The organism is Aeromonas sp. s9 (assembly GCF_040907765.1).
Taxonomy (GTDB): domain Bacteria; phylum Pseudomonadota; class Gammaproteobacteria; order Enterobacterales; family Aeromonadaceae; genus Aeromonas; species Aeromonas caviae.
Genome location: NZ_JBFOCK010000041.1, coordinates 28,923 through 55,303, shown reverse-complemented (window position 1 = coordinate 55,303; position 26,381 = coordinate 28,923). Strand labels below are relative to the sequence as shown.

The window sequence follows — 26,381 nt, the reverse complement described above, 5'->3', positions numbered from 1 at the left end:
TAACACGGTAGGGGTACCGTTTTGTTATCCGGTTTGAAGCCGTATGACCACTCCCTTTTGTGGGCAACTGTCAGGTGAATACCATCTCCATACAGTTAGACTAACCCGAGCTATTTAACCACAACACCAATCAAACCAGCGGTGGCGTGCGTGGCGGCACCATCCGCTTGCTGCCGGTGGACTCGAAAGCCGAAGCGACGCGCAGCAGGTTGTTATCGTCATAGGCGCGACCGGCGAAGGTCAGGCCAACCGGCATGCCGATATCGGCCATCACCCCCATGGGGACGGTGACGGTCGGCACGCCGAGGTGGCGAATGGCGAGGTTGCCGTTGGCCACCCAGATGCCGTTGCTCCAGGCGATATCGGCGGAGGCCGGATTCACGTCTGCGTCAGCCGGGGCGACGTCGGCCACGGTCGGGAACAGCACGGCGTCGAGCTTGAGCCCGTCCATCCAGTCCTCCAAGTCCAGCTTGCGGGTCTGCTCCAGACCGCGCAGGCCGTCCGGCACCGAGGCAATCTCGTCGAAACGCTTGATGCCGCGCTTGGCCATCTTGACGTACTCGTCCATGCCCGCCGCCAGATCCCCCTCGCGGTTCGGCAAAGTGCCCGGATCGTGGGGGAAGATCTTCGGCCCATCGACATCGGCCAGCTTGTTCAACTTGGGATCGCCGTTGGCGCGCAGGAAGTCGTCGAACGCCCAGCCGGAGAGCTCCCACAGCTCGTCGTTGAGAAACTCCGGGCTCACGATACCGCGATTGAACACGGTCGGCGCGCCGGGTCTGTCCCCTTCGCAGTTGGAGACCAGCGGGAAGTCCACTTCGATGACTTCGGCGCCAGCGGCTTCCAGCGCCTTGCGCGCCTGTTCCCACAGCGCAATCACGGTCTCGCGGGTATGGATGCGCTGACCGGTCGGGCCGCCGATGCCGGGATTGTCGCTGGTGCCGGCCAGTTCATCCTTGTTGATAAACATGCGCGGCACGCCGAGGCGCTTGCCCTTGAGGGCATCGGCCTTGGCAGCCAGCTCCAGATAGGAAGCCGGACGCACTTCGGAGGCCTTGGGCAGTTGCACCCAGGGCTGCATGCGCCACAGATCGCCACGGGTATCGGCATCGTCGGCGACCACCACATCCAGCACTTCCAGCAGATCGGCCATGGTGCGGGCATAGGGCACGACGACATCCATGGTCGGGGTCAGGGGCCAGTTGCCGCGCACCGAGATGACGCCACGGGACGGGGTATAGGCGCACAGACCGTTGTTGGAGGCCGGGCCCCGGCCGCTCGACCAGGTCTCTTCCGCCAGACCAAAGGCGGAGAAGCTGGCGGCGGTGGCGGTACCGGCCCCGTTGGAGGAGCCGGAGGCAAAGGGCGCGGTCAGGTAGTCGGCGTTGTAGGGGCTCTCGGCGCGGCCATAGACGCCGCGCTGCATGCCGCCATTGGCCATCGGCGGCATATTGGTCTTGCCAAGGCAGATGGCACCGGCGGCGCGCAGGCGCTCAACGGTAAAGGCGTCGCGCTGGGCCACCAGATCCTTGAAGGCCGGGCTACCGGAGGCGGCGGTCAGCCCCTTGACCAGATAGCTGTCTTTGGCGGTGTAGGGGATGCCGTCGAGCGGCCCCAGGGTTTCCCCACGGGCGCGGCGGGCATCAGACGCCTCGGCCTCTTTCAGGGCATCGGGGTTGGGCACCACGACGGCATTGAGGCGGGTTTGTGTCTCGGGGCCGTCATAGGCGGCGATCCGGGCCTGATAGGCCTCGACCAGTTCGACCGCGGTGGTGCGGCCTGATTCGAGCGCAGCACGCAGCTCGGCAATGGAAACCTCGGTCACTTCGATCATCTGGGATCTCCTGTAAAAGGGTGACTGTTTGTCATGATGATCGCCGCATCGGCGCCTGCGACCATCACACCATCAAGAGAGAAAACCCCACGGCGTGGGGTTTTGAATACCAACCTCAGCTGGCTTGGAACAGGTTCTTACTTCCCTGAGGGGATTTGCTGAGTAATGCAGTGGATATTGCCCCCCCCCAGCAGGATCTCCCGGGCCGGTACGCCGACGACCTTATGCTCCGGGAAGATCTCTTCCAGAATCCGCTGGGCTTCGCCATCGGTGGCGGCATCCAGCAGCGGGTAGACGATGCGATCGTTGGTGATAAGGAAGTTCACGTAGGAACCGGCCAGACGGCCTTCTGCCTCGCGCGGCACACCGCTGCCGCTCTCGACGCCGGCTGACTCCTCTTCAGTGCAGAACAGCGGGCCCGGCTGGGGCAGCTTCCACACTTTCAGCTTGCGACCCTTGGCATCGACCGCCGCTTCCAGCACCTTGAGGGCGGCCAGGGAGCGGGCGTACTGGGGATCGGTCTCGTCATCGGTCCAGTGCAGGACCACTTCACCTGGGCGCACGAAGCAGCACATATTGTCGATGTGGCCGTCTGTTTCATCCATGTAGACGCCTTCGTCCAGCCAGATAAAGCTGGTGACGCCCAGATAGTCGCGCAGGTGAGCTTCGATCTGCGCTTTGGTCAGGTGCGGGTTGCGGTTTTCGTTGAGCAGGCACTCGGCGGTGGTCAAGCAGGTGCCTTCGCCATCCACATGGATGGAGCCCCCTTCCAGAATGAGCGGCGCGTCGTAACGATCCATGCCGTGCTGTTCCAGCATCCGGGCTGCGACCTCTTCATCCTGGTTCCACGGGTAGTAGAGACCCCCCTTGTGGCCGCCCCAGGCGTTGAAGCCCCAGTCCACCCCACGGCACTCGCCTGCGGCGTTGGTGACGATGGTGGGGCCAGTGTCGCGGGCCCAGCAGTCATCGCTGGCCATCTCGACCAGGGTAACGTGGGCAGGCATGATGCCACGGGCCTGCTCCATAAACTGGGCCGGCACCCCCATAAAGACCGGCGTCGCGCCACCGATGGCATCCGCCACCTTGGCGAAGGTGGCCTGGGCGAAGCGACCGGCTTCCCGCCAGTTGTCCGGGCGGAACGGCCAGATCATCCAGACGGCCTGCTGGTGAGCCCACTCGGCGGGCATGGTGAAGCCGTCGGCGGCCGGCGTGGAATTCATGGTCTTGATGCTCATCGCAAGGCTCCTTGCATGGATTGAGGCCCCCGATTTGCCTGGGAACCCTGGAAAAATAAGAGTGGGTCGCAGTGTAAGAAGTTGCGCGCCCATCCATCAAATGAATAGGATTAATTGTCCCATAAACACGGCGAATAATCCCCCCCATGAAACTGCACCAGCTCGACCTCAATCTGCTGCTCGCCTTTGACGCCCTGATGACGCAAGGGAGCGTGACCCGCGCCGCCGAATCGCTCTTTATCAGCCAGCCCGCCATGAGCCACTCCCTCGGCCGGTTGCGGGCCTTTCTCGGCGACCCGCTGCTGGTGCGCACGCCCCAGGGGATGCTACCGACTCCCCGGGCCCAGCGGCTGCATCTGGGGGTGCAGCAGGCGCTGCGGCTGCTGGAGCAGCAACTCTGGGAGGAGGACGAGTTCGCGCCGCACCAGTCGAAGCGCCGCTTCGTGCTCTGCACCACGGATTACGTGGAGTGCGTGCTGATCCCGCCCCTTATCCAGCGCCTCAGGAAGCTGGCCCCCGGCGTCACCATCGAAATCCGCATCCTGCGCGATACCCTGCCGGAAGCCGAGCTGGCGAGCGGCGAGATAGATCTCGTGCTGGGGTTTGACGAGTACATGCAGGTGCCGGGGTATCTGGGCAAGGAGACCTGGCTCACCGAACCCCTGGCCGGGCTGGTGCGCGCCACCCTGGAGCTGGAGGAGGAGCGCATCACCCTCGACCAGCTAATCGAGATGCCCCATGTGTTCCACTCGCCGCTCGGCACCTCGGAGGCGAGCCTCGACCGCTATTTGCAGAGCCTGGGCCATAGCCGCACCATCTCGGTCAACAGCCAGAGCTATATGTCCGCCGCCGCCATCGTGAGCCAGAGCGATCACCTGCTGGTGCTGCCCAGCATGGTGGCGGAGCTGCTCGCCAGCCACTGGCCGCTGAAAAGCCTGCCCCTGCCCGACGACGTGCCGGACTATCACCTCAACTGCGTCTGGCACCCGGTCCACGCCCAGCAACCGGCGTTGATCTGGTTGAAGGCGTTGATGAAGGATCTGGTGAATCCGGGCTAAGCGGCTGCGGCTGGCAGTTCCTCCCCCTTATCCCCAACTCTTCTCCCATTCTTTTGTAAATGAACGGGAGAAGGGGGCAAAAACCCTGCTGCGAGGGGCATTCCCAGCAACAACAAAGGCTCCCGCGGGAGCCTTTGTTGTTTCCATCCTCGCCATCACGCCCGCAGGGCGCTCATCATCCGGGCGACGACACCGGCCAGCAGAGGGCGGTCGGGGTGGCACTGGGCGAAGGTGACCAGTCCCTGGATATGGACCTGCAAGAAGGCGGTCAGGGTGGGGATGTCCCCCTCTTTTGCCAGCTCTCCCTGTGCCTTTGCCAGGGCCAGCTGCCCGGCCAGATCCTGTTCCAGCTCGCCGTAGATGGCCTTGAAGCGAAGGTGCAGCTCCTCGTCCTGCTCCGCCAGCTCCATCAGGGTGCGGGTCAGCAGGCAGGAGCCCTGCAGGGCATCGTCCACCACCTGCTCGAGGAAGGCGTGCAGCCCAGCCAGCGGGCTGGGCTGTGCCAGGCAGCGGCGGCGCAGGGCCCCCTTCTCTGCCACATAGTGATCGACCGCCGCCAGCAGCAGGCCGCGCTTGTTGCCAAAAGCGGCATAGAGGCTGCCCGGGTGCAGGCCGGTTGCGGCCACCAGCTCCTGCATGGTGGTCTTGGCATAGCCTTTGGCGCGAAAGGCTTCCATGGCGTTTCGCAAGACGGCATCCCGATCGTATTCGGCGCTGCGCATGGGGTCTCCGGTGGCAAGGTCCCGCGGGACGGAAAAAACAGGGCGGCAAGTTTACCCCAGCCTCCCCCGTCAATCCATGTTGAATGCTTGCTCAAAAAATACTTGCACACAAACCAAAAAACGTCTTGAATGCCCGTTCAAGAATCACTCCCTCAGGACAGACGATCATGAATACCCTGTTTCAGCCCTATCGCCTCAACGACACCCTCACCCTCGCGAACCGTTTCATGATGGCCCCCCTCACCCGCTGCATGGCTGGCCCGGGTCTGGTGCCCACCGAACAGATGGCCGCCTACTACGGCCGCCGCGCCGACATCGGCCTCATCATCTCCGAAGCCACCATCATCCGTCCGGACGGGCAGGGCTACCCCAATACCCCGGGGCTCTACAGCGCCGAACAGATCGCCGGCTGGAAGAAAGTGACCAGCGCCGTGCATGCCAACGGCGGCAAGATCTTCGCCCAGCTGTGGCACGTGGGCCGTCTCTCCCACCCCTTCTTCCACCACGCCGAAGTGCTGGCCCCCTCCGCCGTCGCCCATGAGGGCACGGTGCCGCGCATGCGCGAGCTGGTCTATCAGGTACCCCGCGCCCTGATCGGGAGCGAAATCGCCCAGCTGGTCGAGGATTACGCCCAGGCCGCCGCCAACGCCATCGAAGCGGGCTTTGACGGGGTGGAGATCCACGGTGCCAACGGCTACCTCATCGATCAGTTCCTGCACCACGCCAGCAACCTGCGCACCGACAACTACGGCGGCAGCCCCGAGAACATGAGCCGCTTCGCCCTCGAGGTGGTGGATGCCATCGCCGCCCGCATTGGCGGGGATCGCACCGGCCTTCGTCTCTCCCCCGGCGCCTATGTGCACCTGGAAGGGGATGCCCGGGATCGCGCCGTGTTCGACCACCTGCTGGCCGAGCTGAACCAGCGCAATCTGGCCTATCTGCACCTGGGCATCTTCGATGACAGCCTCACCTTCGACTACCTGGACGGCCGTGCCTCCGACTACCTGCGTGCCCGCTACGACGGCCACCTGGTGGGGGTGGGCAACTACAGCGCAGAGACCGCGCTCGAGGCCATCGAGGCGGACCGCTTCGACCTCGTCGCCATCGGTCGCCCCCTCATCGCCAACCCGGACTACCTCGCCAAGGTGAAGCAGGGCGACGCCCTGGTGCCCTATGCCGACACCATGCTGGCGGAGCTGGTCTAACCCTCGCCGGCGCCTTGCCTGACCAAGGATGGGATCCGCGCCCCTGCGCGGGTTTCCAATGTTTGGGCCCTCTCCCGGGCCCTTTTTTCTGCCTGCCTTTCGCCCTTTTTCACGCAAATAGTTGTCATCAACAACCAAATGATGGTATTGGTTGCGTATAACAACCAAATACCATCACAAGGAGACAACCCCATGGATCCCCGCCCCCTGCGCGCCCTGTCGAGGGAACTGGTACGCGAACTCGGCATGCTCTCCCAGCAGTGCGGCTCGCTGGCCCTGAGCCCACTGGAGGCCCACCTGCTCATCGAGCTGGAGAACGGTCCCGCCACCAACCAGCAGCTTGCCGAGCGCCTTCGCATCGACAAGTCCAACGCCAGCCGCCCCCTGGCCCGCCTCGCCGAGCGGGAGCTGATCGCCTGGCAACCCCACCCCTCTGACGGGCGCAGCAAGGAGGCGAGCCTCACCGAGCCGGGCAAGGCACAGCTTGAGGAGCTGCACCGGCAGATGGACGAGACCATGGCGGGGGCCCTGGCCCAGCTCTCCCCCGCCGAGTGCGAGCAGATCTGGGAGGGGATGCGGCTCTATCGCAGCGCCCTCTCCCGCGCCCGCCGCCAACAGGGGTTCGTCATCCGCCCCATCACCCCGGCCGACAATCCCCGGATCGCCGCCGTGGTGCGCACCGTCTCCGCCGAATACGGCCTCACCGCCGACAAGGGGTACGGGGTGGCGGATCCCAACCTCGATTTTCTCCACGAGACCTATCAGGGGGAGCGCAGCCGCTACTGGGTGATTGAGGGACCGGACGGCGCCATTCTCGGCGGGGGCGGCATAGCGCCGCTGGCGGGGGCACCGGATGTGTGCGAGCTGCAGAAGATGTACTTCCTGCCCCCCCTGCGGGGGCTGGGCCTGGGACGGCGGCTGGTGTTGCAGGCGCTGGCCGAGGCTCGCGCCCTGGGTTACCAGCGCTGCTATCTGGAGACCACCGCCGTGCTGCGGGAAGCCACCGCCCTCTATGAATCCCTGGGCTTCGAACACCTGCCGGGGCCCCTTGGCTGCACGGGCCACGATGCCTGCGAGATCTGCATGGTACTGGCGCTCGACGGGAAGGAGGGGAGATGAGTGAACCAACCCGACTCTCTGTCGGCATACGAGATGTCAGCTTCGGTGAAAGGGTGAAGCTGGTTGAGCCTGTCAATCTCTACGGCTGTACCCTGGCTGACGATGTCTTTGTCGGCCCCTTCGTGGAGATACAGTCGAACGTCTCCATAGGGCGCGCAACCCGCATCCAGTCCCACAGCTTTATCTGTGAGCATGTGACCATAGGTGAGCGCTGTTTTATCGGTCACGGCGTCATGTTTGCCAATGACCTCTTTCAAAGCGGCGCCCCCGACCCGGATCCCGCCAGTTGGGGCCGAACCCACATCGGGGATGGGGTATCCATCGGTTCAAACGCCACCATTTTGCCGGTACGGATATGCCAGGGAGCCGTCATCGGTGCCGGCGCAGTGGTGACCCGGGACATCACTGTACCTGGCACCTATGCCGGCAACCCTGCCAGATTGCTGCGTACTTTCTAGCCAGAAGCGCCAATTCCCCCCTCACCCCCCTTCTCCCGCAAGGGTAGAAGGGGGCCGGACAGGCAATCTGTCGATACCCCGCGAGCCCGATCACCCCGTATCACGACCCCAGGCTGACACCGCGCCTCCCCAGAAGAGCGATTGCCATCCATCTCATGGACAGTGACACATAACGCCTGTCAGGCTCCAACCCGCTGGGTATAGTGATCAAAGGCGATTACCTTTTGATACCCTTCTGATTCATAAAGTAATTTTGCAGGTTGATTGGAGACAGCCGTCGCCAGTTTGACGGTCAGGGCATCTGTCTCCCTGGCAAAGCTGGCCACCCGTTTCAGCAGCGCTCTTGCCACCCCCTGCTGGCGAGCTGACTCGACGACATAAAGATCATTGAGGTACCACATCCTCTTCATCGCGACGGAAGAGAATGCCGGATACAACTGGACAAAGCCTGCACACTCTCCCGCCTCGTTGTGTGCCAGAAAGATAACTGAATCCGCCCCCTGAAGGCGTTCCCCAATGAATCGGGTTGCCTCATCACTGTCCGGCGCTTGCCCATAAAACTGCCGATAGGCATCAAACAGACGGCTGGTTTCTTCAATGTGGGCCAACGTGGCCTGGAATATCTGCATGGCATCTCCTTGTCACCCTTCCCTGCACAGCGGTGCAATAGGATGGGGCCGTATGGCAAATACAGTGTCGGGTTTAAGAGGGGAAATAGAACCAGGCGGTCTGGATAAGACCCTCCTTCACCTCGAACACCGCCACGCTCTCGATGGGCTCGGGGGAGAGGCCGTGGATCAGCTCGTGATCGAACACCTTGTTGCCCAAGACGGTGCGTGACAGCAGCTCGGCCTTGAGCAGCGGGTTGTTGAATCTGTGCTGTGCATAGAAGGCCCGCAGCGCCCCCTTGCCGACTGTGCTCGGCGTCTCAGTCGGCATGCGATAGCCTTTGAAATCCGGGGCAAAGCAGGCCACGAAGGCGTCGAGATCGTGGGCATTGTAGGCGGCAAACTGCGCCTCTACGGGTTGGGTGACGGACATGTCTCTCTCCATGAGCGAAATTAAAATCACTTATCCTGGATTTTTATTCAGACATCAAGCCCCGAATGGGGATCTACGCCCCTTCCAATGAAACGCCCCATAACAAAAAACCCCGCCGAAGCGGGGTCTCTCTGGTCATCAGCCACCCGCTGTGCGCGGGCGGGGTGATCAGTGTTCGCGGGTCTGGCGGAAGTGAACGTCCGGGTGACGCTCCTGGGCCAGGCGCAGGTTGACCATGGTCGGCGCAATGTAGGTGAGGTTGTCACCCCCATCGAGGGCCAGGTTGACCTCGTTCTTGCGCTTGAACTCCTCGAACTTCTTGACGTCGGTCCCTTCCACCCAGCGGGCGGTGGCGACGTTGACCGCCTCGTAGATGGCCTCGACGTTGTACTCGCTCTTGAGGCGCGAGACCACCACGTCGAACTGCAGCACACCGACCGCACCGACGATGAGATCGTTGCTGATGAGCGGACGGAACACCTGCACCGCCCCCTCTTCGGAGAGCTGCACCAGCCCCTTGAGCAGTTGCTTCTGCTTGAGGGGGTCACGCAGGCGGATGCGGCGGAACAGTTCAGGTGCGAAGTTCGGGATGCCGGTGAACTTGAGATCTTCACCCTGGGTGAAGGTGTCGCCGATCTGGATGGTGCCGTGGTTGTGCAGACCGATGATGTCGCCGGCACAGGCCTCGACCGCCTGTTCACGGTCACCGGCCATGAAGGTGACGGCGTCGGAGATGTTCACGTCCTTGCCGATGCGCACGTGACGCATCTTCATGCCCTTGGAGTAAGTGCCTGACACGATACGCATAAAGGCGATACGGTCGCGGTGTTTCGGGTCCATGTTCGCCTGGATCTTGAACACGAAACCGGAGAACTTCTCCTCGGTCGCCACCACTTCGCGGCTCTCGGCCTTGCGCGGCATGGGGGCTGGCGCCCAGTCGGTCAGGCCGTCCAGCATGTGGTCGACACCGAAGTTGCCGAGGGCGGTCCCGAAGAAGACCGGGGTCATCTCGCCGGCGATGAAGGCGTCGTGATCGAACTCGGGAGAGGCGCCCTGCACCAGCTCCAGCTCGCCACGCAGCTGGGCAGCCAGATCTTCGCCGATGGCGGCATCCAGCTCGGGGTTGTTCAACCCCTTGACCACCCGCTTCTCCTGGATGGTGTGGCCCTGACCGCTCTGATAGAGATAGGTCTCGTCCTTGTAGAGGTGATAGACACCCTTGAAGGATTTGCCGCAGCCGATGGGCCAGGTGATGGGGGCGCACATGATGTTGAGCTCGCGCTCCACCTCGTCCATGACCTCCATCGGGTCGCGCACTTCGCGGTCCAGCTTGTTCATGAAGGTGAGGATGGGGGTGTCGCGCAGCCGGGTCACTTCCATCAGCTTGCGGGTCCGGTCTTCCACACCCTTGGCGGCGTCGATGACCATCAGGCAGCAGTCGACCGCCGTGAGGGTACGGTAGGTATCTTCGGAGAAGTCCTCGTGACCCGGGGTGTCGAGTAGGTTGACCAGGCAGTCGGCGTAGGGGAACTGCATCACGGAAGTGGTGATGGAGATACCGCGCTGCTTCTCCATCTCCATCCAGTCGGATTTGGCGTGCTGGCCCGAGCCACGGCCCTTGACGGTACCGGCGCGCTGAATGGCCTGTCCGAACAGCAGGACCTTTTCGGTGATGGTGGTTTTACCCGCATCCGGGTGCGAGATGATCGCAAAAGTGCGTCTCTTGGAGACTTCACTCAGAAATTCAGCTGACATAATTCGACGTTCTTCTATTGAGCGGCGGCCTGGAGCCACCGTGGGAAAAATGCGGGACAGCACCTTGGAATCAGGGCGCCCATGCAGACAACGACACCACGCGGGCGGGTCAGTGACCGCCGGTGGAGACAGGAGAAGCGCGTTGCATTACATGGGTCTGGCCCCGGATCAAAGCAAAATTGCGCGGCATTATACCCGCGCGAGTGAAAAATACCCAGCCCGCTATCACGGGGGCCCGGGGTCGGCCTCACCGGGCCGTCATCACCCGGTTGCGCCCCGCCAGCTTGGCCTCGTACATGGCCTCGTCGGCCCGGCGCACCAGCTCGCCCAGGTTGTCATCCTCGGGTTTGTACTGGGCGCAGCCGATACTAATGCGGATGGGGTGATCCGCAGGCACCCCCTCAATCTCGAGACGGGCGACGGCCTGGCGGATCCGCTCCGCCACCTCGACGGCCTCGTTCAGGAGGGTATCCGGCAGCAGCACCAGAAACTCCTCGCCGCCGTTGCGCCCCACCCTGTCGAGGCTGCGCAACTGCTCCTCGATGCACTGGGCCACGGCGGTGAGCACCCTGTCACCCACGTGGTGGCCCAGCTGGTCGTTCACCTTCTTGAAGTGATCCACATCCAGCAGCAGCACGCACAGGAGGTTGCCCTCCTCCCGGGCCTGGGTGAACCATTTGCACCCCTTGGCCTGGATCTGGCGCCGGTTGTGGATGCCGGTCAGTTCGTCCGTCATGGCGAGGCGCTGCATCTTGCGGGTGCGCCCGCGCTGATGCACCACCAGGGTACCCATCACCACCAGCAGCAGGGCCACCACCAGGTATTGCCAGTAGCGCCGCTCCTGCAACTGCTTGAGTTTCTCCGCCTGCAACTGCTGCTGGGACCTGAGGGTCTGGTTTTCCAGCTCCTTGCGGGCGAGATCGAACTCGAAACGCATCTGCAAGGAGCGCTGTTCCCGCAATCTGAGCTCGAGGGCCTGGCGGGTCTCGACATAGGTCTTGAGGCTGGTGAGGGCCGACTGGATATGCCCCTGACGCTCCAGCACCCGGGCCCGTGTCTCATGCACCCGGGCGAGGAAGCGCAGGTTCTGCTCCCGGGTAAAGATGGGCTCGGCCTCGTCCAGGTGCCGCAGCGCCTCGCCGGGTTGGTTCAGGGCCTCGAGGACGTCGGCCATGACGAGGTGCCAGTGGCCCAGGGTGACGCTGTCCGCCCCCTCCGCCTGATGAAGGGAGGCTGCCGCCTGATCGAGCTTGATCATGGCCTGGTCCGGCTTGCCCTGTTTCTGCAGGATGGTGGCCAGCTCGATCCGGCTCCAGGCCAGGACTCCTTCCTGCTTTGACCCCAGATAGTAACGCTCCGCTTCGGCCATCAGGGGCAGCGCCTTGTCGTACTCTTCGGTGTCGATGTAGAGGAGCCCCTGCTGGCTGTGAATGTCCACCAGGTACTCCTCGACCCCGAGCTGCCGGTAGTCGTGCTCCAGCTCCTTGAAATAGCTCTCGGCCCGCTCATAGAGCCCCATCCTGCGATAGGCATTGGCAATATTGGCGAGCACCTCGCGCCCCTTGGCCTCCAGCCCGAGCGCCTCGTAGCGCTGGTGGGCATCGATGAGATCCATCAGCCCCTCCGCCAGCTCCCCCTGGTAGGAGTACATCTCCCCCCGCAGGCTCAGGATGTCGGCACGCTGGCGCTCATCCCCGAGTCGGCGAGCCAGGGTCAGGGCGGCGTCGTAATCCTCCCCGGCCCCGGCCATGTTGCCGAGCAGTTGTCGGTGATAGCCGCGACAGGCGAGCAACCCCACCTCGGTGACCCTGTCCTTGCGGGCACGGGCCTGCGCCAGCCCCTGCTCGGCAAACGCCACCGCGCGGCGAAACTCCTCGTCCCGTTCACTCGGCTGGGCCCAGCACTGCAGCCGGGCAAGGCGGCCCTGCACCTCGAGCGGATAGTGTGCCTGTTCGGCAGTCAGGGCGGCGACGCGCTCGCGAAACACCTGCACCGGCATCGTCGACTCTTCCAGTCGCTGCAACGCCAGTTGCAACTCGTCCCCAGCCAGTGGCGTCGCCTGGGCCAGGGCAACCCCCAGCAACAGACCACCTCCCATCAGGATCTTCATGCGGACATTTTCTCCTCTTCACTGGCCGGACGCCGCGCTCACCGCTGTCATCATATCCCCACAGACTCTGGGCGCACAGCCGCCAGAGGGTGAGAAAACTCCTCATGTTGGACGAGAGCCTCCCCTATCCCCTTCTTTACAGAAGGAGAGAGTGCATCGACTATATATGCTTTCGAACAGGGGAAGGGATGAGGAATGACCTACGAGGAGCTGAGGGAGGCTTACGACAGGTTGTTGCTGGAGAACGAGCGTCTCAAACGCATCGCGGATGACGCGCGGGAGAAGCTGGACGCAGCCATGGACGGCACCGGCCTGTGCATCTGGCAGAACCATGTGCCCACCGGCAAACTCATCATCTTCAACCGGCGCTGGGGCTCCATGCTCGGTTACCAGCCCAAGGAGCTGTCGGCCCACTTCGACGTCTGGCGCGCCCACCTGCACCCGGAGGACAGGGAGCAGGTGCTGCAGGCCTTCTTCGATCATCTGGAGGGCAAGAGCCCGTTTTATCAGGCGATGCACCGCATGATCGCCAAGGATGGCAAGACCACCTGGGTGCTGGACCGGGGCCGGGTGGTGGAGCGGGATGATCAGGGCAACCCCGTCCGGGTGATGGGCACCCACATCGACATCACCCACGAGAAGGAGTACGAGCAGCAGCTCGCCCAGCTTGCCCACCGGGATCCCCTCACCGGCCTGTTCAACCGCACCGCGCTGCACCGCCACTTTCCCGGGGAGTACCAGGCCATCTGTTTCATCGATCTCGATGACTTCAAGCTGGTGAACGACAACCTGGGCCACCGGGCAGGTGACGAACTGCTGGTTTCCCTTGCCCAGCGCCTTCGCCACTGCTGCGGCGAGGAGGTACGGCTGGGGCGCATCGGCGGGGACGAGTTCGTGCTGCTGCTGCCCTGGGCGTGCGACGATCCCCGCACCAGCAACCTCGCCCGCCAGTGCATCGATGCCATCGCCACCCCCTTCGAGCTGCCCAACGGGGACGCCTCGGTGGGACTGAGCATGGGAATTGCGGCCATCCGGCCCCAGGACGATTTCGGCGCGGCGCTGGCCCGGGCGGATCAGGCCATGTACAGGGTCAAGCGCAGCGGCAAGCGGGGTTTTTACATTGCCCAGCCAAGCGGTCAGCCGCTGCTGGATCAGGAGCAGGTCAACGAACGGGGCCTCTACCACAGGCCCACGCTCTGAGCCTGAGCGCCCTCAATGGCGCTGCCAGCGCCGCAGCAGGCGTCCACGCAGGCCGCAATCGAGCAGCCAGCTGTTGTCGAACACCCGCAAAATGGCCGCCTTGGCGTGACGGGACATGGCGACCGCATGGAAGCGTGTCTGCTGCGCCCGTCGCCGGTTCATCCGCTCGAGCAGGGCGTGGGGCAGGTTCTGGGCGATGAAGTCGGAGATCACCAGCACGTCGGCCTTGGCAAAGGCGGGTTGTTCGAGCTGGGTCAGGGCCTGCTCCAGGCAGGGCACCAGATCGGTCCCCCCGTGAAAACTCATGGAGAGAAAGCGCTCCGCCTTCTCAAGCCCGGTGTCGGCGGTGATCTCCAGGGTCACCACCTCGGTGGAGAAGAGCATCAGATAGCAGCCCCGCTTCTCCTCCATCGCCCCCTTGAGCAGGGCGAGAAACAGCGCCTTGGCGCACTCCTCCGGATAGCCCCCCATGGAACCTGACGTATCGACGCAGACGATGAAGGGGCCCCGCGGCTGCACCTCCTGCCCTCCCTGCTCGGGGGAGCGCAGCATCAGACGCTGGCGCGGCAGGGTGCCCCGCGACTGGTAGCTCAGCAGGCGCCGCTCCAGATAACGGCGATAGAACTCCAGCTCCAGCTCCGGCAGCGCCAGCATCACCGCCTCGCTCGGCAGGAGGCGCATCAGATCGCTGGCCGGGTGCACCCCCACCAGATCGTCGGGCACATCGTCACTTTGCACCTCCTCCAGCTCGTGCACAGGCACCGGCGGCAGCGTCCTGTCCTCGCTGCGCCGCTCCCGCTCGCTGCGCCCAAGCAGGGCGGCAATCTCCGCGAGCAGAGGCTCCTGCTGCAACATGCGGGCGTACTGCTTCACCAGCGCCAGGCTGCGCTTGTGCCAGCTCCCCTGGGCCAGATCCCAGAGCCCCCCGGCGGAGATCTGGTGCGGATCCAGGGCATCGGCCAGGGTCCGGTTGGCCAGCAGTTGATCCTCTATCTCCTGGCGCTGCTTCTCCCGCTCCGCCTCCGCTATCTGCTGCTGCAACTGCAACAGGCTGCCCACCAGGCTGGCGCGCCACTTCTCGATGAAGAGCTGGCGCAGCCCCTCGGTGGGCTGGGCCACTATCTGGCGCACCAGGCTGCGGGCATCCCCCGCAAAAGGGCTGTGCTGCTCAAGGGCTTCCAGCAGGGCGGGCAGGCGCCCCACCAGCTCCGGCAGGGGCAGTTGCCGGTGGGCCTGATAGAGCAGGTATTCCCGCTCGAGGGCCACCGGCACCGGCTTGTGGCGCATCTCCTCCCCAAGCTGTTCGCTCCAGGTCTGGATTCGCTTTCTGAGCAGCTTCCCCTGCAGGGGCGAGCGCTTCAGGAACTCGGAGATCTTGGGGGTGGAGGCAAGCAGCAGCGCCATCTCCCCCGCCAGCTCCCCCTCCCCCATGAGCAGCCCCAGGTCCATCATGCCGATCTCTAGCATGGGCCACCCCGGGCGTTGAGATGTGATGGAATATCATGCTGACTAAACATGTTTTTCATCCTGTTTATTTCACCAGCCCCACGTCAGACGCGACGTCACCCCTGTGCATCGAGAAGAGGCAGACGATCCCGCCACTGCTGCAGCTCGGCCCCCAGCCGCTCCAGGTCCCGGCTCAGCACGAAGAAGCTGTCCTCCACCTGACGCAGCCAGTGGTCCCCCACGAACAGATGGGGCTGGTGACGGTCGAACAGGTTGCGCTGGCCCTTGAGGTTTTGCAGCACCCGGTTCACCTGGCCCGTCAGGTCGTCCAGGGCCGACAGCCAGGGGGCCATCACTACCTCGGGGATGGGGGTGCGCTCCACCAGCATCAGGGGCACGGGCTGGCGCTGGATATCCAGCACGTGCAGCCGCAACTGCTCGTCCAGCACCAGCTCGTAGTGCCCCTCCTTGGGGTTGCCGAGGGGCCAGCCCACCAGCGCCTCCCCGGTGGGGTGCCAGTGAGAGAGCAGGGTGCGATCGAAGGTGAGGGTGCCGGTGAGGCGCTCGGGATCGCTGCCATCCAGGGGCGCCGGGGTGAGCAGCTGGAAGTGCACCAGCTTGCCGAACGGCCTGGCGTTGGCCAGCGGCAGTTCGGTGCCGCGGGCGCGGCGGCCGAACCACTGCTTGCGCTTGACCGCCTTGCAGCCGATGCGCAGGGCGACCGCCCCCTGCAACTGCTTGAACTGCTCGCGCAGGGAGAGCAGCTCCCGGGTCAGCGCCAGTTGCTGGTAGCCGTAGAGGCGGGAAAACTCGCCGATCATCTCCAGCAGCGCGGTGCGGGAAGCCTCGTCGTGCCAGAGGCAATCCTTGAACAGCAGCAGATCCAGGGGAGCCACCTCGTCGCGGCCATTGAAGAAGGCGCTCGCCTTGATGAGCCGCACCGCCTTCTTCCAGCGCCGATCCGAGACATAGCAGCCGTGCCCGAGCTGACTGTCGAGCTGCTGGCGCAGCTGGTAGATGAGTTCGAAACAGGCGTCCGGCAGGCGCACCTGCTCGATGGCATCCTGCCAGGCGTCGTACTCTTCCCCCCGAATCTGCACCGAGGGGGTCAGGTTCTGATGGGACTGGCCATCGCTCGCCAGCATGGCCTGGAAGTTGGATTTCTCCTGCACCCTGTCCATCCAGACCCGCACCAGCATGCGGTCGTAGAGCGCCTCCAGCCCGCTGTCCGGGGCCGGCAGCTCGTTCGAGGCGGTGACCAGCAGCCGCATGGGAATGGGATGCTGGCTGTCGCCGTTGCGAAACTGGCGCTCGTTGATGGCGGTGAGCAAGGTGTTGAGGATGGCGGGGCCCGCCTTCCAGATCTCGTCGAGGAAGACCACCTCGGCCTCCGGCAGGTAGCCGCTGGTCAACCGCAGGTACTTGCCATCCTCCTTGAGCGCCTGGATGGAGAGGGGGCCGAACACCTCCTCCGGCGTACTGAAACGGGTCATCAGGTATTCGAAATGGCGGGCATCCTGAAACGCCAGCTTGAGGCGCCGCGCGATCAGGCTCTTGGCGATGCCCGGGGGGCCCAGCAGAAAGACGCTCTCGCCACTCAGGGCCGCCAGCAGGCCGAGCCGCAGGGCATCCTGGCGCTCATACAGTCCCTCACCAAGGGCGGAAAGGAGCCGTGGCAGGCGCTCATGAATGGGGGTGGCACGAACAGTATTCTGGGCTAAAGGCGGCATAGGCACAGTTCCGAAGCTGATAGGTCATCCGTGGTGACGGGGTCCGGCCTCTGGCCCCGCCCCACTCTCATTGTCTGTCATCTCTGCCCCCGGGGAGGCGCTCGTTTGCCATCGCCACAGGGCGAAAAGCGCACGTCCGGGGTGCAGCAAATCCCGCGAGAGTGTACTCTGCGCATCATTATTTACCCCAACGCAGATCAAGAGTGAGCCTTCGCCATGCAAGATCCCCTGCTGGACCCGCTGCGCCAGCGCATCCTGGCCCGCATGGGCATCCCCCTCTGGCAACAGAGAGGCCGACTCCTGGCGGGAGGCACCAGCCCCGACGGCGCCGCGCAGCCGGCAAACACGCCCGCCGACGAGGCGCTGGCCCCGCAGGAGACAGCCCCTCTGCCGACCGGCAAGCTCTGGCTGCTGGCAGAGACGCTGCCCGCGCCCTCCCTGCTCGGGGACATCTGCCGCTGGCTCGGCCTTGGCACGGACGAGGTCTCCCTGCTGTCCGAGATGCCTTCCCTGCCAGCAGGGGGCGCTTTGCCCCTGCTCTGGCTGACGGCGCCGGACCCTCGCTGGCCCGATGCCCTGGTCTGCCCGCTCAAGCCCGATGGGGCGCACAAGCGCGCCCTCTGGCAGCAGTGCCGGCAGCGCCACACCCCTTGATGCTCACGACCATGGCACGGCCATGGTGTCCATCGCAAGCCTGAATCCCGTCCGGAGTGACCATGTCTGACCTCTTGCCCCACTTTCGCCCCCTGCTCGAATCCGACTTCGAAGCCATCTACCCCATCGAGCAGGCCGCCCACCAGGAGCCCTGGAGCCAGGCCAACCTGCTCTCCTGCTTCGGGCCACGCTATCTCAACGGCCTGATGCTGGTGGACGGACGACCGGCCGGTTTCTACATCTCGGATCTGGTGGCGGGAGACAGCTCCCTGATGAACATCTGCGTACACCCCGACTTTCAGGGCAAGGGGCTGGGGCGGGCGCTGCTCAGGGAGTACCTGGCCCGCAGCAAGGCCAGCAAGGCCGAGGCCTGGTTCCTGGAGGTCAGGGCCGGCAACCGCACCGCCATCAACCTCTACCAGAGCGAGGGGTTTGCCGAGTATTGCCGCCGTGCCGACTACTATGGCACCGGGCAGGAGAGGGAGGATGCCGTGCTGATGTCCCGTCTGTTCGACTTCGGCTGACAACCCGCTGCAGACCGCTGTCAGCGGGCAACACCCTCTCTGACCTCCCTGACTCCCCCGCTTCGCTTCCCCCTCAGGGCAGGGGCGCGTTGTCGATGGAGGGGTCTTCCAGGCTCAGGGTCACCCTCAGCACGGCCTCGAAGGCGGCTCCCGAGAGAGGCATGAAGAAGCCTCGACCATAGGTGACGCCGGGCATCCAGATCTGTTCGATATCCACCGCGATCTTGATGGGGCGAAGCGGCTCACCCGGTCGCTGGACATAGATGCCAGGGGCCGTCGCAACCTGGGGGAAGCGGCGCAGAATGTGCTCGCTGCCATCCCCCGCATCCGGGTTGAGTCGCACCTTCACCAGCCCCGCCAGGGCGGATTGCATCTCGGGGGCACGCCACAGCCTGGTATTCAGCGCCTTGCAGCGTCGGCACTTGGCGCGCTCGATCACGTAGAGCAAGGGGTATCCTTCCCTCAGCGCCAGCCGCTGCGCCTGCTCATAGCCCTCGGCGCCGCTCAGCCAGGGATTCTCCTGCTCCCCCGCGCCCCCCAGCAGATACCAGAGGGCGCCTGCCCCCGCCAACAGCAGCAACACGCCGGTGAACAGGCTCTTGATCCCGATATTCATGGTGCAACTCCCTGAATGAATCCGATCCCTGCCCCCTATCATGCCTCACTCTCATCTGGTTGACGACTTTGTGATCCAGGACAAATGGCGCACACTTGTAAGCTGTAATGTTAGAGTTTAAACTCCAGCCCCGATTTTGGTGCCCCTGCGGGCGCACAACTGTTACTTGAGGATGCGTGAGATGTCGCAGTTTCATCTGGTTAGAGTGATGCGTGAGCGTATTGCCCGCCTTGGCAACAAGGCCGCCCTGCGCGTCCAGCAGGATGGCCAGTGGCGCGCCATCGGCTGGCGAACCCTGGGTCAGGCCATGGATTATTGCGCCCAGGGCCTGATCCGGGCGGGCCACCAGTCCGGCGAGATGGTCGGCATCTATGCCCGCAACATGCCCGAGTGGACCCAGGCCGACCTCGGCATCCTGGCCGCCCGCGGCGTCAGCGTGCCCATCTACCCCACCAGCACCCTCGATCAGCTGCGCTACATCGTCAAGGATGCCGGCATCAGGATGCTGTTCGTGGGGGAGCAGCCCCAGTTCGATCAGGCGCTGCACCTCATCGACAGCGGCGAGATAAGCCACATCGTCGCCCTGGACGGCACCGTCGATCTGCGCGGCTGCGCCTCGGCCAGCCACTTCCAGACCTTCCTCGTCTCCGGCAACCACCAACCCAGCGAGCAGGTGCTGCGCGAGCGCGAGCGCCACTACCGCATGGACGACCTGCTGACCCTCATCTACACCTCGGGCACCACGGGCGAACCCAAGGGGGTCATGCTCGATTTCGCCAACATGGCCGCCTGCTTCGAGATGCATGACGCTCGCCTCGACCTCAGCGAGCAGGATGTCTCCCTCTGCATGCTACCGCTGAGCCATGTGTTCGAGCGTGCCTGGAGCTACTACGTGCTCTATTGCGGCGCCGAGAACGTCTACATTCGCGACCCGCAGAAGGTGATGGATGTCATCGGCGAGGTGAAGCCCACCGTGATGTGCACCGTGCCCCGCCTCTACGAGAAGGCCTACGCCATGATCCAGGCCAAGGTCGCCCAGGCGCCGCGCCTGCGCCGCGCCCTGTTCGGCTGGGCCACCCGGGTGGGCAAACAGATGGTCGCCACCCGTCAGGCGGGCAAGTCCGCCTCTCCCCTGCTCTATGGCCAGCTCTGGCTTGCCGAGCGCCTGGTGTTTCGCAAACTGCGCGCCCGTTTCGGCGGTCGCACCCGCTTCCTGCCGGTGGCGGGCGCCCGTCTCGCGGACGAGGTGAATCTCTTCTTCCAGGCCATGGGGCTCAACCTCAAGTACGGCTACGGCATGACCGAGACCACCGCCACCGTCTGCTGCTATGAAGACACCCAGTTCAGGCTGGGCTCCATCGGCACGGCGCTAAACGGCATCGAGGTGAAACTCGGCGAGAACAACGAACTGCTGGTGCGCGCCCCCACCGTGATGCGTGGCTACTACAACAAGCCGGAGGCCACCGCCGAGGTGATGACCGAGGATGGCTTCCTGCGCACCGGCGATGCAGGCGAGCTGGATGACGAGGGCAACATCTACTTCACCGAGCGCTTGAAGGAGCTGATGAAGACCTCCAACGGCAAGTACGTGGCGCCGCAACTGGTCGAGGGGACCCTCGGCAAGGATCGCTTCATCGAGCAGATTGCCATCGTCGCCGATGCCCGCCACTTCGTGTCGGCGCTCATCGTGCCCTGCTTCGAATCCCTGGAGGAGTACGCCCGCTCCATCAACCTGCAGTACCAGTGCAAGACCGAGCTGCTGCGCCACTCCCGGGTGATGGAGTTCTTCGAGGCCCGCATTCAGGATCTGCAAAAGGAGCTGGCCAAGTTCGAGCAGGTGAAGAAGTTCACCCTGCTGCCGAGCGCCTTCTCCATGGAGCTCGGGGAGATCACCCCCACCATGAAGCTGCGCCGCAAGATCATCGAGGCCAAGTACCAGCGCGAGATAGAAGCCATGTACAGCCACGTCTGATCGACGGGCCTGATATGAAAAAGCCGCTCATGGAGCGGCTTTTTGCTGGGCGTCTCTCCCTTATGGCAGCTTGACCAGGGGTTGCTCGCGCAGCTCGGTGGCCCGACCGCCCTGGATCTTCTCCACCTGGGCCAGGGCCTGCTTCACTTCGTCGGCATTTTGCAGCAGGCGATAGGTCAGATCGAAGGTCTTGGTCTCCCCCGGCTGGATCTTGGGGACCAGCCCGAGCGGGCGCTGGTACTTGGTGCTGTAGGCATAGCTGGTACCGGGTTCGATGCCGGTCACATAGCCCTGGGCCCGGGTGTCGGTGTTCTTCCACAGGGTCAGCACCGGCAGCTGTCTGGTGTTGTAGCCCACCGCCACTCCGGCGTTGCCGGCCCGGTTGTTCAGCACTGCCAGGGTATTGCCGTCGGCGTCGCTGTAGGGCACCAGGTTGAACACCATCTCGTCGAAGCCCTTGGTGGGCCCCAGATAGGTTTGCCAGCCCTTGAGTCCGGCCTTGGCGTAGTCATTGAACGGGGAGATCTGCTTCACCGGCGTGCTCACCCTGGCCCCCTCCTCCAGAATGGGGGCCCCGAAGTTGCCGTGATAGATGATCTGGTACTCGTTCTCGTAGTCAGCGTGGTTGGTCAGCTTGTCCTGCAGGGCAAACTCCGCCTGACCGGGCACCACGCTCAGCTGGGTCCAGGTGACCAGTTCGCTCATCTTGAAGGTGCGCTCGTCCACCCGGCCCAGCACGTGGATGGCATAGGGCGGCTCGTCGTCCACGGTCACGCTGACCACGGAGGCGGGAATGTTCTGCACCCGGCCATGGAGGCTCTTGAGGCGGCCGTCGTCATCCACTCCGGGATGACCCGTCCACTCGTAGCCGCAGCGCACCAGCATCTCGTTGAAGCCGTCGAGCCAGCCGAGGCCGCCACGGCTCTCGAGATCGATGAAGGCGGGATTGACCACCTCCTTGACCGGTGAATCCCAGCCGAGGCGCAGATCCGCCGCCTTGACCTCCTTGATCCCCATGCCGCGGGTCGGCACCAGGGTGATCTTCATGACGCCGTTGTCGACGATGAGCAGATCCACCCCTTCCTGGCGGCCGCCGTGCAGGCGTTTCTTCTCGATGGTGAAGGGAACCGGGCTCTTGATGCCGAGCTTCTCGCTGGTGATCTTCCAGTCCCCCACATCCAGCCCTTGCTGGGAGTCGGTCAGCAGAAATTCGGCGGCGTGACCCGCGGTGGCGCCCAGGGCGAGCAGCACGGCAATGGAGAGTTTCTTCAACATGGATTTATCCTCGTGTCTCTTGTTTTTGTGAAAGCTGAATCGTTTCAGTGATCGAAAACTAGGCGTCTGACGCCCCGGACTCAAGAGACAAACGGAGGAAATGTGAGCCGATTGACAATAAAAACGGCTTCAGCCCTGCTGAAATGAAGGCTGACTCACAGTTATGAAAGGAGGAAAAAACAGGCGGGGCGCCGAGAGGGGCGCCCCCTCACCCCGCCCGCACCACATCAGGCAAGGGCCAGCGTCACCGCGGCTTCGGCGTGGATGGCGGTGGTGTCATAGAGAGGCACGGCGGCCTGGCACGCCCCCACCAGCAGGGCGATCTCGGTGCAACCCAGGATCACCGCCTGGGCACCGGTCTGTGCCAGATCGGCGATGATGGCCAGATACTCGGCCTGAGACGACTCGCGAATATCGCCGAGGCAGAGCTCGTCATAGATGATGCGGTGCACCCGCTCCCGTGCAGCGTCATCAGGCACCAGCACCTCCAGCCCGAAGCGCTCCTGGAGCCGCCCCTTGTAGAAATCCTGCTCCATGGTGAAGCGGGTGCCGAGCAAACCCACCCGGGTCACCCCGTCGGCCTGGAGGCGATGGGCCGTGGCATCGGCGATGTGGAGCAGGGGAATGTCGATGGCGGCCTCGATCTCCGGCGCCACCTTGTGCATGGTGTTGGTCCCGATCAGCAGAAAATCGGCGCCACCGGCCTGGATGGCCCTGGCCTCGGCCGCCAGCAGACGGGCGGTGGCGGGCCAGTCACCGGCGTGCTGCAACCGCTCTATCCCGGCAAAATCCACGCTGCTCAGCAACACCCGCGCCGAATGCAGACCGCCGAGCCGCTCGCGAACCCCCCGGTTGAGGGCCTGGTAATAGCTGACGGTGGACTCCCAGCTCATGCCACCCAGCAGACCGATACATTTCATGGGATCTCCTTATGTCACCCGATGGTGCAAACCAATGCCGCAATCCCTCAGGGGGCGCGTTTGATTGCACCGCCCCGGCAATAAAAAAGGCCCCGAAGGGCCAACAAGACAGCCGGTAAAGGCTCAGGCCGAGGCCTAAACCCAGATCATCAGCACGCAGGCCGCCGTAGCGAGCCCCATGCCCAGATTGAAACGACGCCAGCCGGTGGCGGTGCGGATGAGGCGGCGCACCTGGGCACCGAACAGCACCCAGAAGGCACCGGTATAGAGGCCGGTCACGAAGAAAATGCCGAGCACCCAGCCTGCGGACGGCCAGTAAGCCTCCCCCGCCAGGGTGAAGCCGCTGATGGCGGAGAGCGCCATCATCCAGGCCTTGGGGTTCAGCAGTTGCAGCATGGCCCCCTGATGGGCCGGGATGAGCGGCCGGTTCCCCTCCGCCGGGCCACTGGCGTTGGCCACCTTCCAGGCCAGCCAGAGCAGGTAGGCCGACCCCACCAGCTTGAGGCCGTCGTGCAGCAGGGGCAGACGCTCGAACACCACCCCGAGCCCCAGGGCCGTGGCCAGGATCATCAGGTTGATGCCCCCCACCACCCCCACCAGCAGAGGCACGGAGCGGCGAAACCCCTGGGCGGCACCGGCACTGGTGAGCAGCATGTTGTTGGGGCCCGGCGTGCCACAGGTGATAAGGGCAAAGCCCGCCAGGGGGAGCAACCAGTTCAGATCCATCTCAACCTCGTTCAGATACGGCAAGCCTCCTAATATGCAGAGCCGACGCCCTGACGACAAGGTCAGCAATGCATTTTCTTTGCATGAAAAATCAAGGTGCTGTTAATACCAGAGCATCACCACGCACAGGGCGGTCAAGGCACCCAGGCTGCCGTTGAGACGACGCCACCCCTTGTCCGAGTTGATCCAGCGGCTGAGCTGATGGCCAAACATCACCCAGGCGAAGCAGACCGGGAACCCCGCCATGGGGAAGACACTCATGATGCCCCACATGCTCGGCCAGTAGTCGCTCCCCGGCAGGCTGAACAGACTGATGGCCGAGATCCCCATCATCCACGCCTTGGGATTGAGGAACTGGAAGCCCAGCCCTTCAAGCAGGGTCAAGGGGCGGGCACGGCTGGCGGGATCTCCGGGGGCGCCTGCCACCGCGATGCGCCACGCCAGCCACAGCAGGTAAAGGCTGCCCAGCACCTGCAGGCTCAGCTTGAGCAGGGGCCAGCGCTCGAACAGCGGATAGAAGCCGAGCGCCAGCACCAGTTGCAGCACAGGCTGGCCCACCGCCACCCCGATGAGATGGGGCAGGGTGCGACGCACGCCGAAGTTGGCACCGGACGCCGTCAACATCAGGTTGTTCGGCCCTGGCGTGCCGCAGGTGAGCAGGGCGAAGCCAAACAGGGTGGCATACCATTCGATGGTCATGGGGAGACTCCTTTCTCGCCACATTGTACCGATACAATGTGTGCTTGTTGGTTGTGTATAGGCTGATAATCACGCTATATTGCGGACAATCTTGGATCAATGGATTTATTGTCACCATGACAATCTGGACTCCCGACCTCACCCCTTTCGAGGGGCCCCTCTACCTCAAACTGGTCAAGGCCATCGAGCAGGCCATCGCCACCGGCATCCTCTCACCCGAGACCCGGCTGCCGACCCACAGGGCCCTGGCAGATAAGCTGGGGGTCACCGTGGGCACCGTCACCCGCGCCTACACCGAGGCGGAGCGACGGGGCCTGCTGGCGGCCCGGGTCGGGCACGGCACCTGGGTCAGGGGAGCGGCGGATCCCGCCAACGAATGGGTGATCCGCAATGAAGACAGCCAGCGCATCGAGTTGTGGCAGAACCTCCCGGTCCAGCTGGACAGGGGCGCCATCATCAGGCCCCTGCTCACCGAGCTGGCGCAGGGGGATCTCAACGGCCTGCTCGGTTATGACAAGGAGGCGGGACGCCCCGCACAGCGCCAGCTGTTCGTCGACTGGCTCGCCGAGCAGGGCATCACGGCGAGCGAAGATCGCCTGCTGTTCAGCCATGGTGCCCAGCACGGCATCATGCTGGCCCTGCTGGCCACCGGCTGCGTGGGAGAGACCCTGTTTTGCGAGGGACTGAGCTACCCCGGCATGCTGGGCAATGCACGCCAGCTCAAGAATCAGGTGGTGGGACTGGCGATGGATGAGGAGGGACTGCTGCCAGAGGCGCTGGATGCCGCGTGCCGTACCCGCCGGGCCAAGCTGCTCTACCTCACCCCCACCCTGCAAAACCCCACCACGGCCACCATGAGCCTGGCGCGACGCGACGCCATCGTCGCCATCGCCCGTCGCCACGATCTGCTGATCGTCGAGGATGACGTCAACGGCCTGCTGCCCGAAAGTGCGCTCCCTCCCCTGGTCAACCTGGCACCGGAGCGGGTCATCTACCTCGGCAGTCTCGCCAAGATCGCCTGCGGCGGCCTGCGGGTCGGCTTCGTGTTGTCCCCTCCCGCCCTTCGCAACGGCTTCGCCCAGGCGATGCGGCTGTCGAGCTGGATGGTGAGTCCGCTGCTCATCGAGCTGGCCTGCAAACTGGTGAGCCAGCGCCAGATCATGCCGCTCATCGAACACCAGCGAAAAATCCTGGCGCGCCGGGGTGAGCTCCTGCACCACCTGTTGCCGGGAGCGCGCTGGCAGCCGGGGTCCATGCACGCCTGGCTGCCGCTGCCCGAGCCCTGGCGCAGCCAGGAGTTTGCGGAGGCCGCCAACGCCCTTGACGTGGGGGTCGCCAGCGGAGAACACTTCGCCGCCGGCCAGTTTGCCGCCCCGCAGGGAGTACGCCTCAGCCTGAGTCAGCCCGCCACCGACGCCCGCGTCGCCGAAGGGCTGGAGCGCCTCGCCGGGCTGCTGAGGGGCACGCCGCCCACCAATCCCCTGCTATAGTCATTGACCCTGGCACCCGAGGAACCTTCATGTCTGCCGTCCGTCCCGCCCTGCTGATCGCGACCCTGCTGCTGGGAGGCTGCGCCTCCCCGGCCCATCAACAGCTTGGCGCCGCCCTGAGCGGGCTGGAGGGGGAGCTGACGCGGCTGGAGGAGGAGTTGGCAGCCATGAACGGCCTTCACTATCAAAAAGCCATCGACGCCCCGGTGGCGCTGCGCCGCTATCTCAAGGCCCCCGCACCGACGGCGGAGGGACTGGTGCCCGTGCAAAGCCGGCTGCAAGATGGCCCCCTGCTGCGCTACGACTACCGGCTGCCCGCCGGAATGACACAGCTGCCCACCGACAACCCCTGCCTGCGCTACGAGTTCGAGCTGCGCCGCCTCGGGCGCCTGGGCCAGCTCGAGCTCGCCTGGCAGGGAGAGTCGGGAGCCGGGGAGCTGCGAGTCCCCCAGCGGGACTGCCCCTTCTCGGCCAGGGGGCCCGGCCTTCAGTGATGCTTTCTTTGCCCTGCCCAAGGCTGGCACTGAGCCATTCCTGACCCAGGTGGGGTATTGACCCCCTCTGGCTCTCGCGGGAGAGTGGAGGCTAACTT

24 protein-coding genes are annotated in these 26,381 nt (G+C 64.4%); 10 read left to right on the top strand and 14 right to left on the bottom strand.

Features of this window, described 5'->3' with window-relative positions:
• Positions 1–130: 130 nt before the first annotated feature.
• Together AB5Y54_RS08435 and aguA are read right to left on the bottom strand one after the other, a co-directional pair.
• Positions 131–1,834 carry an amidase gene (locus tag AB5Y54_RS08435; protein ID WP_223931752.1) on the bottom strand — a complete coding sequence of 568 codons (1,704 nt, stop codon included), beginning with the start codon at positions 1,832–1,834 and terminating at the stop codon, positions 131–133.
• 137 nt (positions 1,835–1,971) lie between these two features.
• Positions 1,972–3,069 (bottom strand): agmatine deiminase, encoded by a 1,098-nt coding sequence (gene aguA / locus AB5Y54_RS08430; protein ID WP_223931753.1) that lies wholly within the window; start codon positions 3,067–3,069, stop codon positions 1,972–1,974.
• Between the two features lie 146 nt (positions 3,070–3,215).
• Between aguA and AB5Y54_RS08425 the strand changes: the two genes are divergently transcribed.
• The gene (locus AB5Y54_RS08425) at positions 3,216–4,127 is read left to right on the top strand and encodes a LysR family transcriptional regulator (protein WP_201888907.1); all 912 of its coding nucleotides are present in this window, start codon (positions 3,216–3,218) and stop codon (positions 4,125–4,127) included.
• Between the two features lie 155 nt (positions 4,128–4,282).
• On the opposite strand, the gene AB5Y54_RS08420 is transcribed toward AB5Y54_RS08425, so the two are convergent.
• On the bottom strand, positions 4,283–4,849 hold the full coding sequence (locus AB5Y54_RS08420) for a TetR/AcrR family transcriptional regulator (RefSeq protein WP_010672924.1): 567 nt from the start codon (positions 4,847–4,849) through the stop codon (positions 4,283–4,285).
• 167 nt (positions 4,850–5,016) lie between these two features.
• Between AB5Y54_RS08420 and AB5Y54_RS08415 the strand changes: the two genes are divergently transcribed.
• The 3 genes from AB5Y54_RS08415 (at position 5,017) to AB5Y54_RS08405 (ending at position 7,631) form a co-directional block, all read left to right on the top strand.
• On the top strand, positions 5,017–6,054 hold the full coding sequence (locus AB5Y54_RS08415; protein ID WP_200164795.1) for an alkene reductase: 1,038 nt from the start codon (positions 5,017–5,019) through the stop codon (positions 6,052–6,054).
• Positions 6,055–6,246: 192 nt separating this feature from the next.
• Positions 6,247–7,173, top strand: coding sequence for a MarR family transcriptional regulator (locus AB5Y54_RS08410; RefSeq protein ID WP_200164796.1), 927 nt, complete (start codon positions 6,247–6,249; stop codon positions 7,171–7,173).
• Positions 7,170–7,631 (top strand): acyltransferase, encoded by a 462-nt coding sequence (locus tag AB5Y54_RS08405; RefSeq protein ID WP_039039413.1) that lies wholly within the window; start codon positions 7,170–7,172, stop codon positions 7,629–7,631. The genes AB5Y54_RS08410 and AB5Y54_RS08405 overlap by 4 nt, the downstream gene beginning before the upstream one ends.
• A 179-nt stretch (positions 7,632–7,810) precedes the next feature.
• Here AB5Y54_RS08405 and AB5Y54_RS08400 read toward each other — a convergent pair whose 3' ends face one another.
• The 4 genes from AB5Y54_RS08400 to AB5Y54_RS08385 form a co-directional block, all read right to left on the bottom strand.
• A complete protein-coding gene (locus tag AB5Y54_RS08400) occupies positions 7,811–8,260 on the bottom strand; it encodes an N-acetyltransferase (RefSeq protein ID WP_124245202.1) in 450 nt (149 codons plus the stop codon).
• 73 nt (positions 8,261–8,333) lie between these two features.
• Positions 8,334–8,672, bottom strand: a complete 339-nt coding sequence (locus tag AB5Y54_RS08395) for a nuclear transport factor 2 family protein (protein ID WP_039039412.1) — start codon at positions 8,670–8,672, stop codon at positions 8,334–8,336.
• A 168-nt stretch (positions 8,673–8,840) separates the two neighbouring features.
• Positions 8,841–10,430 (bottom strand): peptide chain release factor 3, encoded by a 1,590-nt coding sequence (prfC, locus tag AB5Y54_RS08390; RefSeq protein ID WP_103255304.1) that lies wholly within the window; start codon positions 10,428–10,430, stop codon positions 8,841–8,843.
• A 244-nt stretch (positions 10,431–10,674) separates the two neighbouring features.
• Positions 10,675–12,537, bottom strand: coding sequence for a diguanylate cyclase (locus AB5Y54_RS08385; protein WP_368153450.1), 1,863 nt, complete (start codon positions 12,535–12,537; stop codon positions 10,675–10,677).
• A gap of 195 nt (positions 12,538–12,732) precedes the next feature.
• Here AB5Y54_RS08385 and AB5Y54_RS08380 point away from each other — a divergent pair, with 195 nt between their 5' ends.
• A complete protein-coding gene (locus AB5Y54_RS08380; protein ID WP_104455296.1) occupies positions 12,733–13,737 on the top strand; it encodes a sensor domain-containing diguanylate cyclase in 1,005 nt (334 codons plus the stop codon).
• Between the two features lie 12 nt (positions 13,738–13,749).
• Here AB5Y54_RS08380 and viaA read toward each other — a convergent pair whose 3' ends face one another.
• Both viaA and AB5Y54_RS08370 read right to left on the bottom strand, forming a co-directional pair.
• On the bottom strand, positions 13,750–15,204 hold the full coding sequence (viaA, locus tag AB5Y54_RS08375) for an ATPase RavA stimulator ViaA (protein ID WP_201985499.1): 1,455 nt from the start codon (positions 15,202–15,204) through the stop codon (positions 13,750–13,752).
• A gap of 95 nt (positions 15,205–15,299) precedes the next feature.
• Entirely contained in the window at positions 15,300–16,913 is a 1,614-nt protein-coding gene (locus tag AB5Y54_RS08370; RefSeq protein WP_182955104.1) for an ATPase RavA domain-containing protein, read from the bottom strand.
• A 216-nt stretch (positions 16,914–17,129) separates the two neighbouring features.
• Between AB5Y54_RS08370 and AB5Y54_RS08365 the strand changes: the two genes are divergently transcribed.
• On the top strand, positions 17,130–17,567 hold the full coding sequence (locus AB5Y54_RS08365; RefSeq protein ID WP_081332050.1) for a hypothetical protein: 438 nt from the start codon (positions 17,130–17,132) through the stop codon (positions 17,565–17,567).
• Between the two features lie 74 nt (positions 17,568–17,641).
• Positions 17,642–18,091: a ribosomal protein S18-alanine N-acetyltransferase gene (gene rimI, locus AB5Y54_RS08360; protein ID WP_368153451.1), complete on the top strand. Its 450-nt coding sequence runs from the start codon at positions 17,642–17,644 to the stop codon at positions 18,089–18,091.
• A 73-nt stretch (positions 18,092–18,164) separates the two neighbouring features.
• On the opposite strand, the gene AB5Y54_RS08355 is transcribed toward rimI, so the two are convergent.
• Positions 18,165–18,707 carry a hypothetical protein gene (locus tag AB5Y54_RS08355; RefSeq protein WP_010672910.1) on the bottom strand — a complete coding sequence of 181 codons (543 nt, stop codon included), beginning with the start codon at positions 18,705–18,707 and terminating at the stop codon, positions 18,165–18,167.
• A 181-nt stretch (positions 18,708–18,888) separates the two neighbouring features.
• Between AB5Y54_RS08355 and AB5Y54_RS08350 the strand changes: the two genes are divergently transcribed.
• The gene (locus AB5Y54_RS08350) at positions 18,889–20,679 is read left to right on the top strand and encodes a long-chain fatty acid--CoA ligase (RefSeq protein WP_322130425.1); all 1,791 of its coding nucleotides are present in this window, start codon (positions 18,889–18,891) and stop codon (positions 20,677–20,679) included.
• Between the two features lie 60 nt (positions 20,680–20,739).
• Here the strand turns inward: AB5Y54_RS08350 and AB5Y54_RS08345 are convergent, their stop codons facing one another.
• From AB5Y54_RS08345 to AB5Y54_RS08330, 4 genes are all read right to left on the bottom strand, one after another.
• The gene (locus tag AB5Y54_RS08345; RefSeq protein ID WP_010672908.1) at positions 20,740–21,954 is read right to left on the bottom strand and encodes an aldose 1-epimerase family protein; all 1,215 of its coding nucleotides are present in this window, start codon (positions 21,952–21,954) and stop codon (positions 20,740–20,742) included.
• A gap of 227 nt (positions 21,955–22,181) precedes the next feature.
• On the bottom strand, positions 22,182–22,874 hold the full coding sequence (locus AB5Y54_RS08340; protein WP_043155387.1) for an aspartate/glutamate racemase family protein: 693 nt from the start codon (positions 22,872–22,874) through the stop codon (positions 22,182–22,184).
• Positions 22,875–23,009: 135 nt separating this feature from the next.
• Positions 23,010–23,600, bottom strand: coding sequence for a LysE family translocator (locus AB5Y54_RS08335; RefSeq protein ID WP_010672906.1), 591 nt, complete (start codon positions 23,598–23,600; stop codon positions 23,010–23,012).
• A 102-nt stretch (positions 23,601–23,702) separates the two neighbouring features.
• Complete coding sequence (locus AB5Y54_RS08330; RefSeq protein ID WP_039039402.1) at positions 23,703–24,299, bottom strand: LysE family translocator; 597 nt, start codon at positions 24,297–24,299, stop codon at positions 23,703–23,705.
• Positions 24,300–24,415: 116 nt separating this feature from the next.
• On the opposite strand from AB5Y54_RS08330, the gene AB5Y54_RS08325 reads away from it, so the two are divergent.
• Both AB5Y54_RS08325 and AB5Y54_RS08320 read left to right on the top strand, forming a co-directional pair.
• Entirely contained in the window at positions 24,416–25,789 is a 1,374-nt protein-coding gene (locus AB5Y54_RS08325; RefSeq protein ID WP_161470179.1) for a PLP-dependent aminotransferase family protein, read from the top strand.
• A 29-nt stretch (positions 25,790–25,818) separates the two neighbouring features.
• Entirely contained in the window at positions 25,819–26,283 is a 465-nt protein-coding gene (locus tag AB5Y54_RS08320) for a hypothetical protein (RefSeq protein ID WP_041211035.1), read from the top strand.
• The last annotated feature ends 98 nt before the right edge of the window (positions 26,284–26,381 follow it).

Bases quoted from the DNA above. Each gene is read 5' to 3' on its own strand.
- AB5Y54_RS08355 (WP_010672910.1), bottom strand. From the start codon at position 18,707: ATGAATATCGGGATCAAGAGCCTGTTCACCGGCGTGTTGCTGCTGTTG.
- AB5Y54_RS08435 (WP_223931752.1), bottom strand. From the start codon at position 1,834: ATGATCGAAGTGACCGAGGTTTCCATTGCCGAGCTGCGTGCTGCGCTC.
- AB5Y54_RS08345 (WP_010672908.1), bottom strand. From the start codon at position 21,954: ATGTTGAAGAAACTCTCCATTGCCGTGCTGCTCGCCCTGGGCGCCACC.
- AB5Y54_RS08370 (WP_182955104.1), bottom strand. From the start codon at position 16,913: ATGCCGCCTTTAGCCCAGAATACTGTTCGTGCCACCCCCATTCATGAG.
- AB5Y54_RS08415 (WP_200164795.1), top strand. From the start codon at position 5,017: ATGAATACCCTGTTTCAGCCCTATCGCCTCAACGACACCCTCACCCTC.
- AB5Y54_RS08320 (WP_041211035.1), top strand. From the start codon at position 25,819: ATGTCTGCCGTCCGTCCCGCCCTGCTGATCGCGACCCTGCTGCTGGGA.
- AB5Y54_RS08350 (WP_322130425.1), top strand. From the start codon at position 18,889: ATGTCGCAGTTTCATCTGGTTAGAGTGATGCGTGAGCGTATTGCCCGC.
- AB5Y54_RS08335 (WP_010672906.1), bottom strand. From the start codon at position 23,600: ATGGATCTGAACTGGTTGCTCCCCCTGGCGGGCTTTGCCCTTATCACC.
- AB5Y54_RS08395 (WP_039039412.1), bottom strand. From the start codon at position 8,672: ATGTCCGTCACCCAACCCGTAGAGGCGCAGTTTGCCGCCTACAATGCC.
- AB5Y54_RS08410 (WP_200164796.1), top strand. From the start codon at position 6,247: ATGGATCCCCGCCCCCTGCGCGCCCTGTCGAGGGAACTGGTACGCGAA.
- AB5Y54_RS08420 (WP_010672924.1), bottom strand. From the start codon at position 4,849: ATGCGCAGCGCCGAATACGATCGGGATGCCGTCTTGCGAAACGCCATG.
- aguA (WP_223931753.1), bottom strand. From the start codon at position 3,069: ATGAGCATCAAGACCATGAATTCCACGCCGGCCGCCGACGGCTTCACC.
- AB5Y54_RS08400 (WP_124245202.1), bottom strand. From the start codon at position 8,260: ATGCAGATATTCCAGGCCACGTTGGCCCACATTGAAGAAACCAGCCGT.
- AB5Y54_RS08365 (WP_081332050.1), top strand. From the start codon at position 17,130: ATGCAAGATCCCCTGCTGGACCCGCTGCGCCAGCGCATCCTGGCCCGC.
- AB5Y54_RS08385 (WP_368153450.1), bottom strand. From the start codon at position 12,537: ATGAAGATCCTGATGGGAGGTGGTCTGTTGCTGGGGGTTGCCCTGGCC.
- AB5Y54_RS08330 (WP_039039402.1), bottom strand. From the start codon at position 24,299: ATGACCATCGAATGGTATGCCACCCTGTTTGGCTTCGCCCTGCTCACC.
- AB5Y54_RS08340 (WP_043155387.1), bottom strand. From the start codon at position 22,874: ATGAAATGTATCGGTCTGCTGGGTGGCATGAGCTGGGAGTCCACCGTC.
- AB5Y54_RS08425 (WP_201888907.1), top strand. From the start codon at position 3,216: ATGAAACTGCACCAGCTCGACCTCAATCTGCTGCTCGCCTTTGACGCC.
- viaA (WP_201985499.1), bottom strand. From the start codon at position 15,204: ATGCTAGAGATCGGCATGATGGACCTGGGGCTGCTCATGGGGGAGGGG.
- AB5Y54_RS08380 (WP_104455296.1), top strand. From the start codon at position 12,733: ATGACCTACGAGGAGCTGAGGGAGGCTTACGACAGGTTGTTGCTGGAG.
- AB5Y54_RS08325 (WP_161470179.1), top strand. From the start codon at position 24,416: ATGACAATCTGGACTCCCGACCTCACCCCTTTCGAGGGGCCCCTCTAC.
- AB5Y54_RS08405 (WP_039039413.1), top strand. From the start codon at position 7,170: ATGAGTGAACCAACCCGACTCTCTGTCGGCATACGAGATGTCAGCTTC.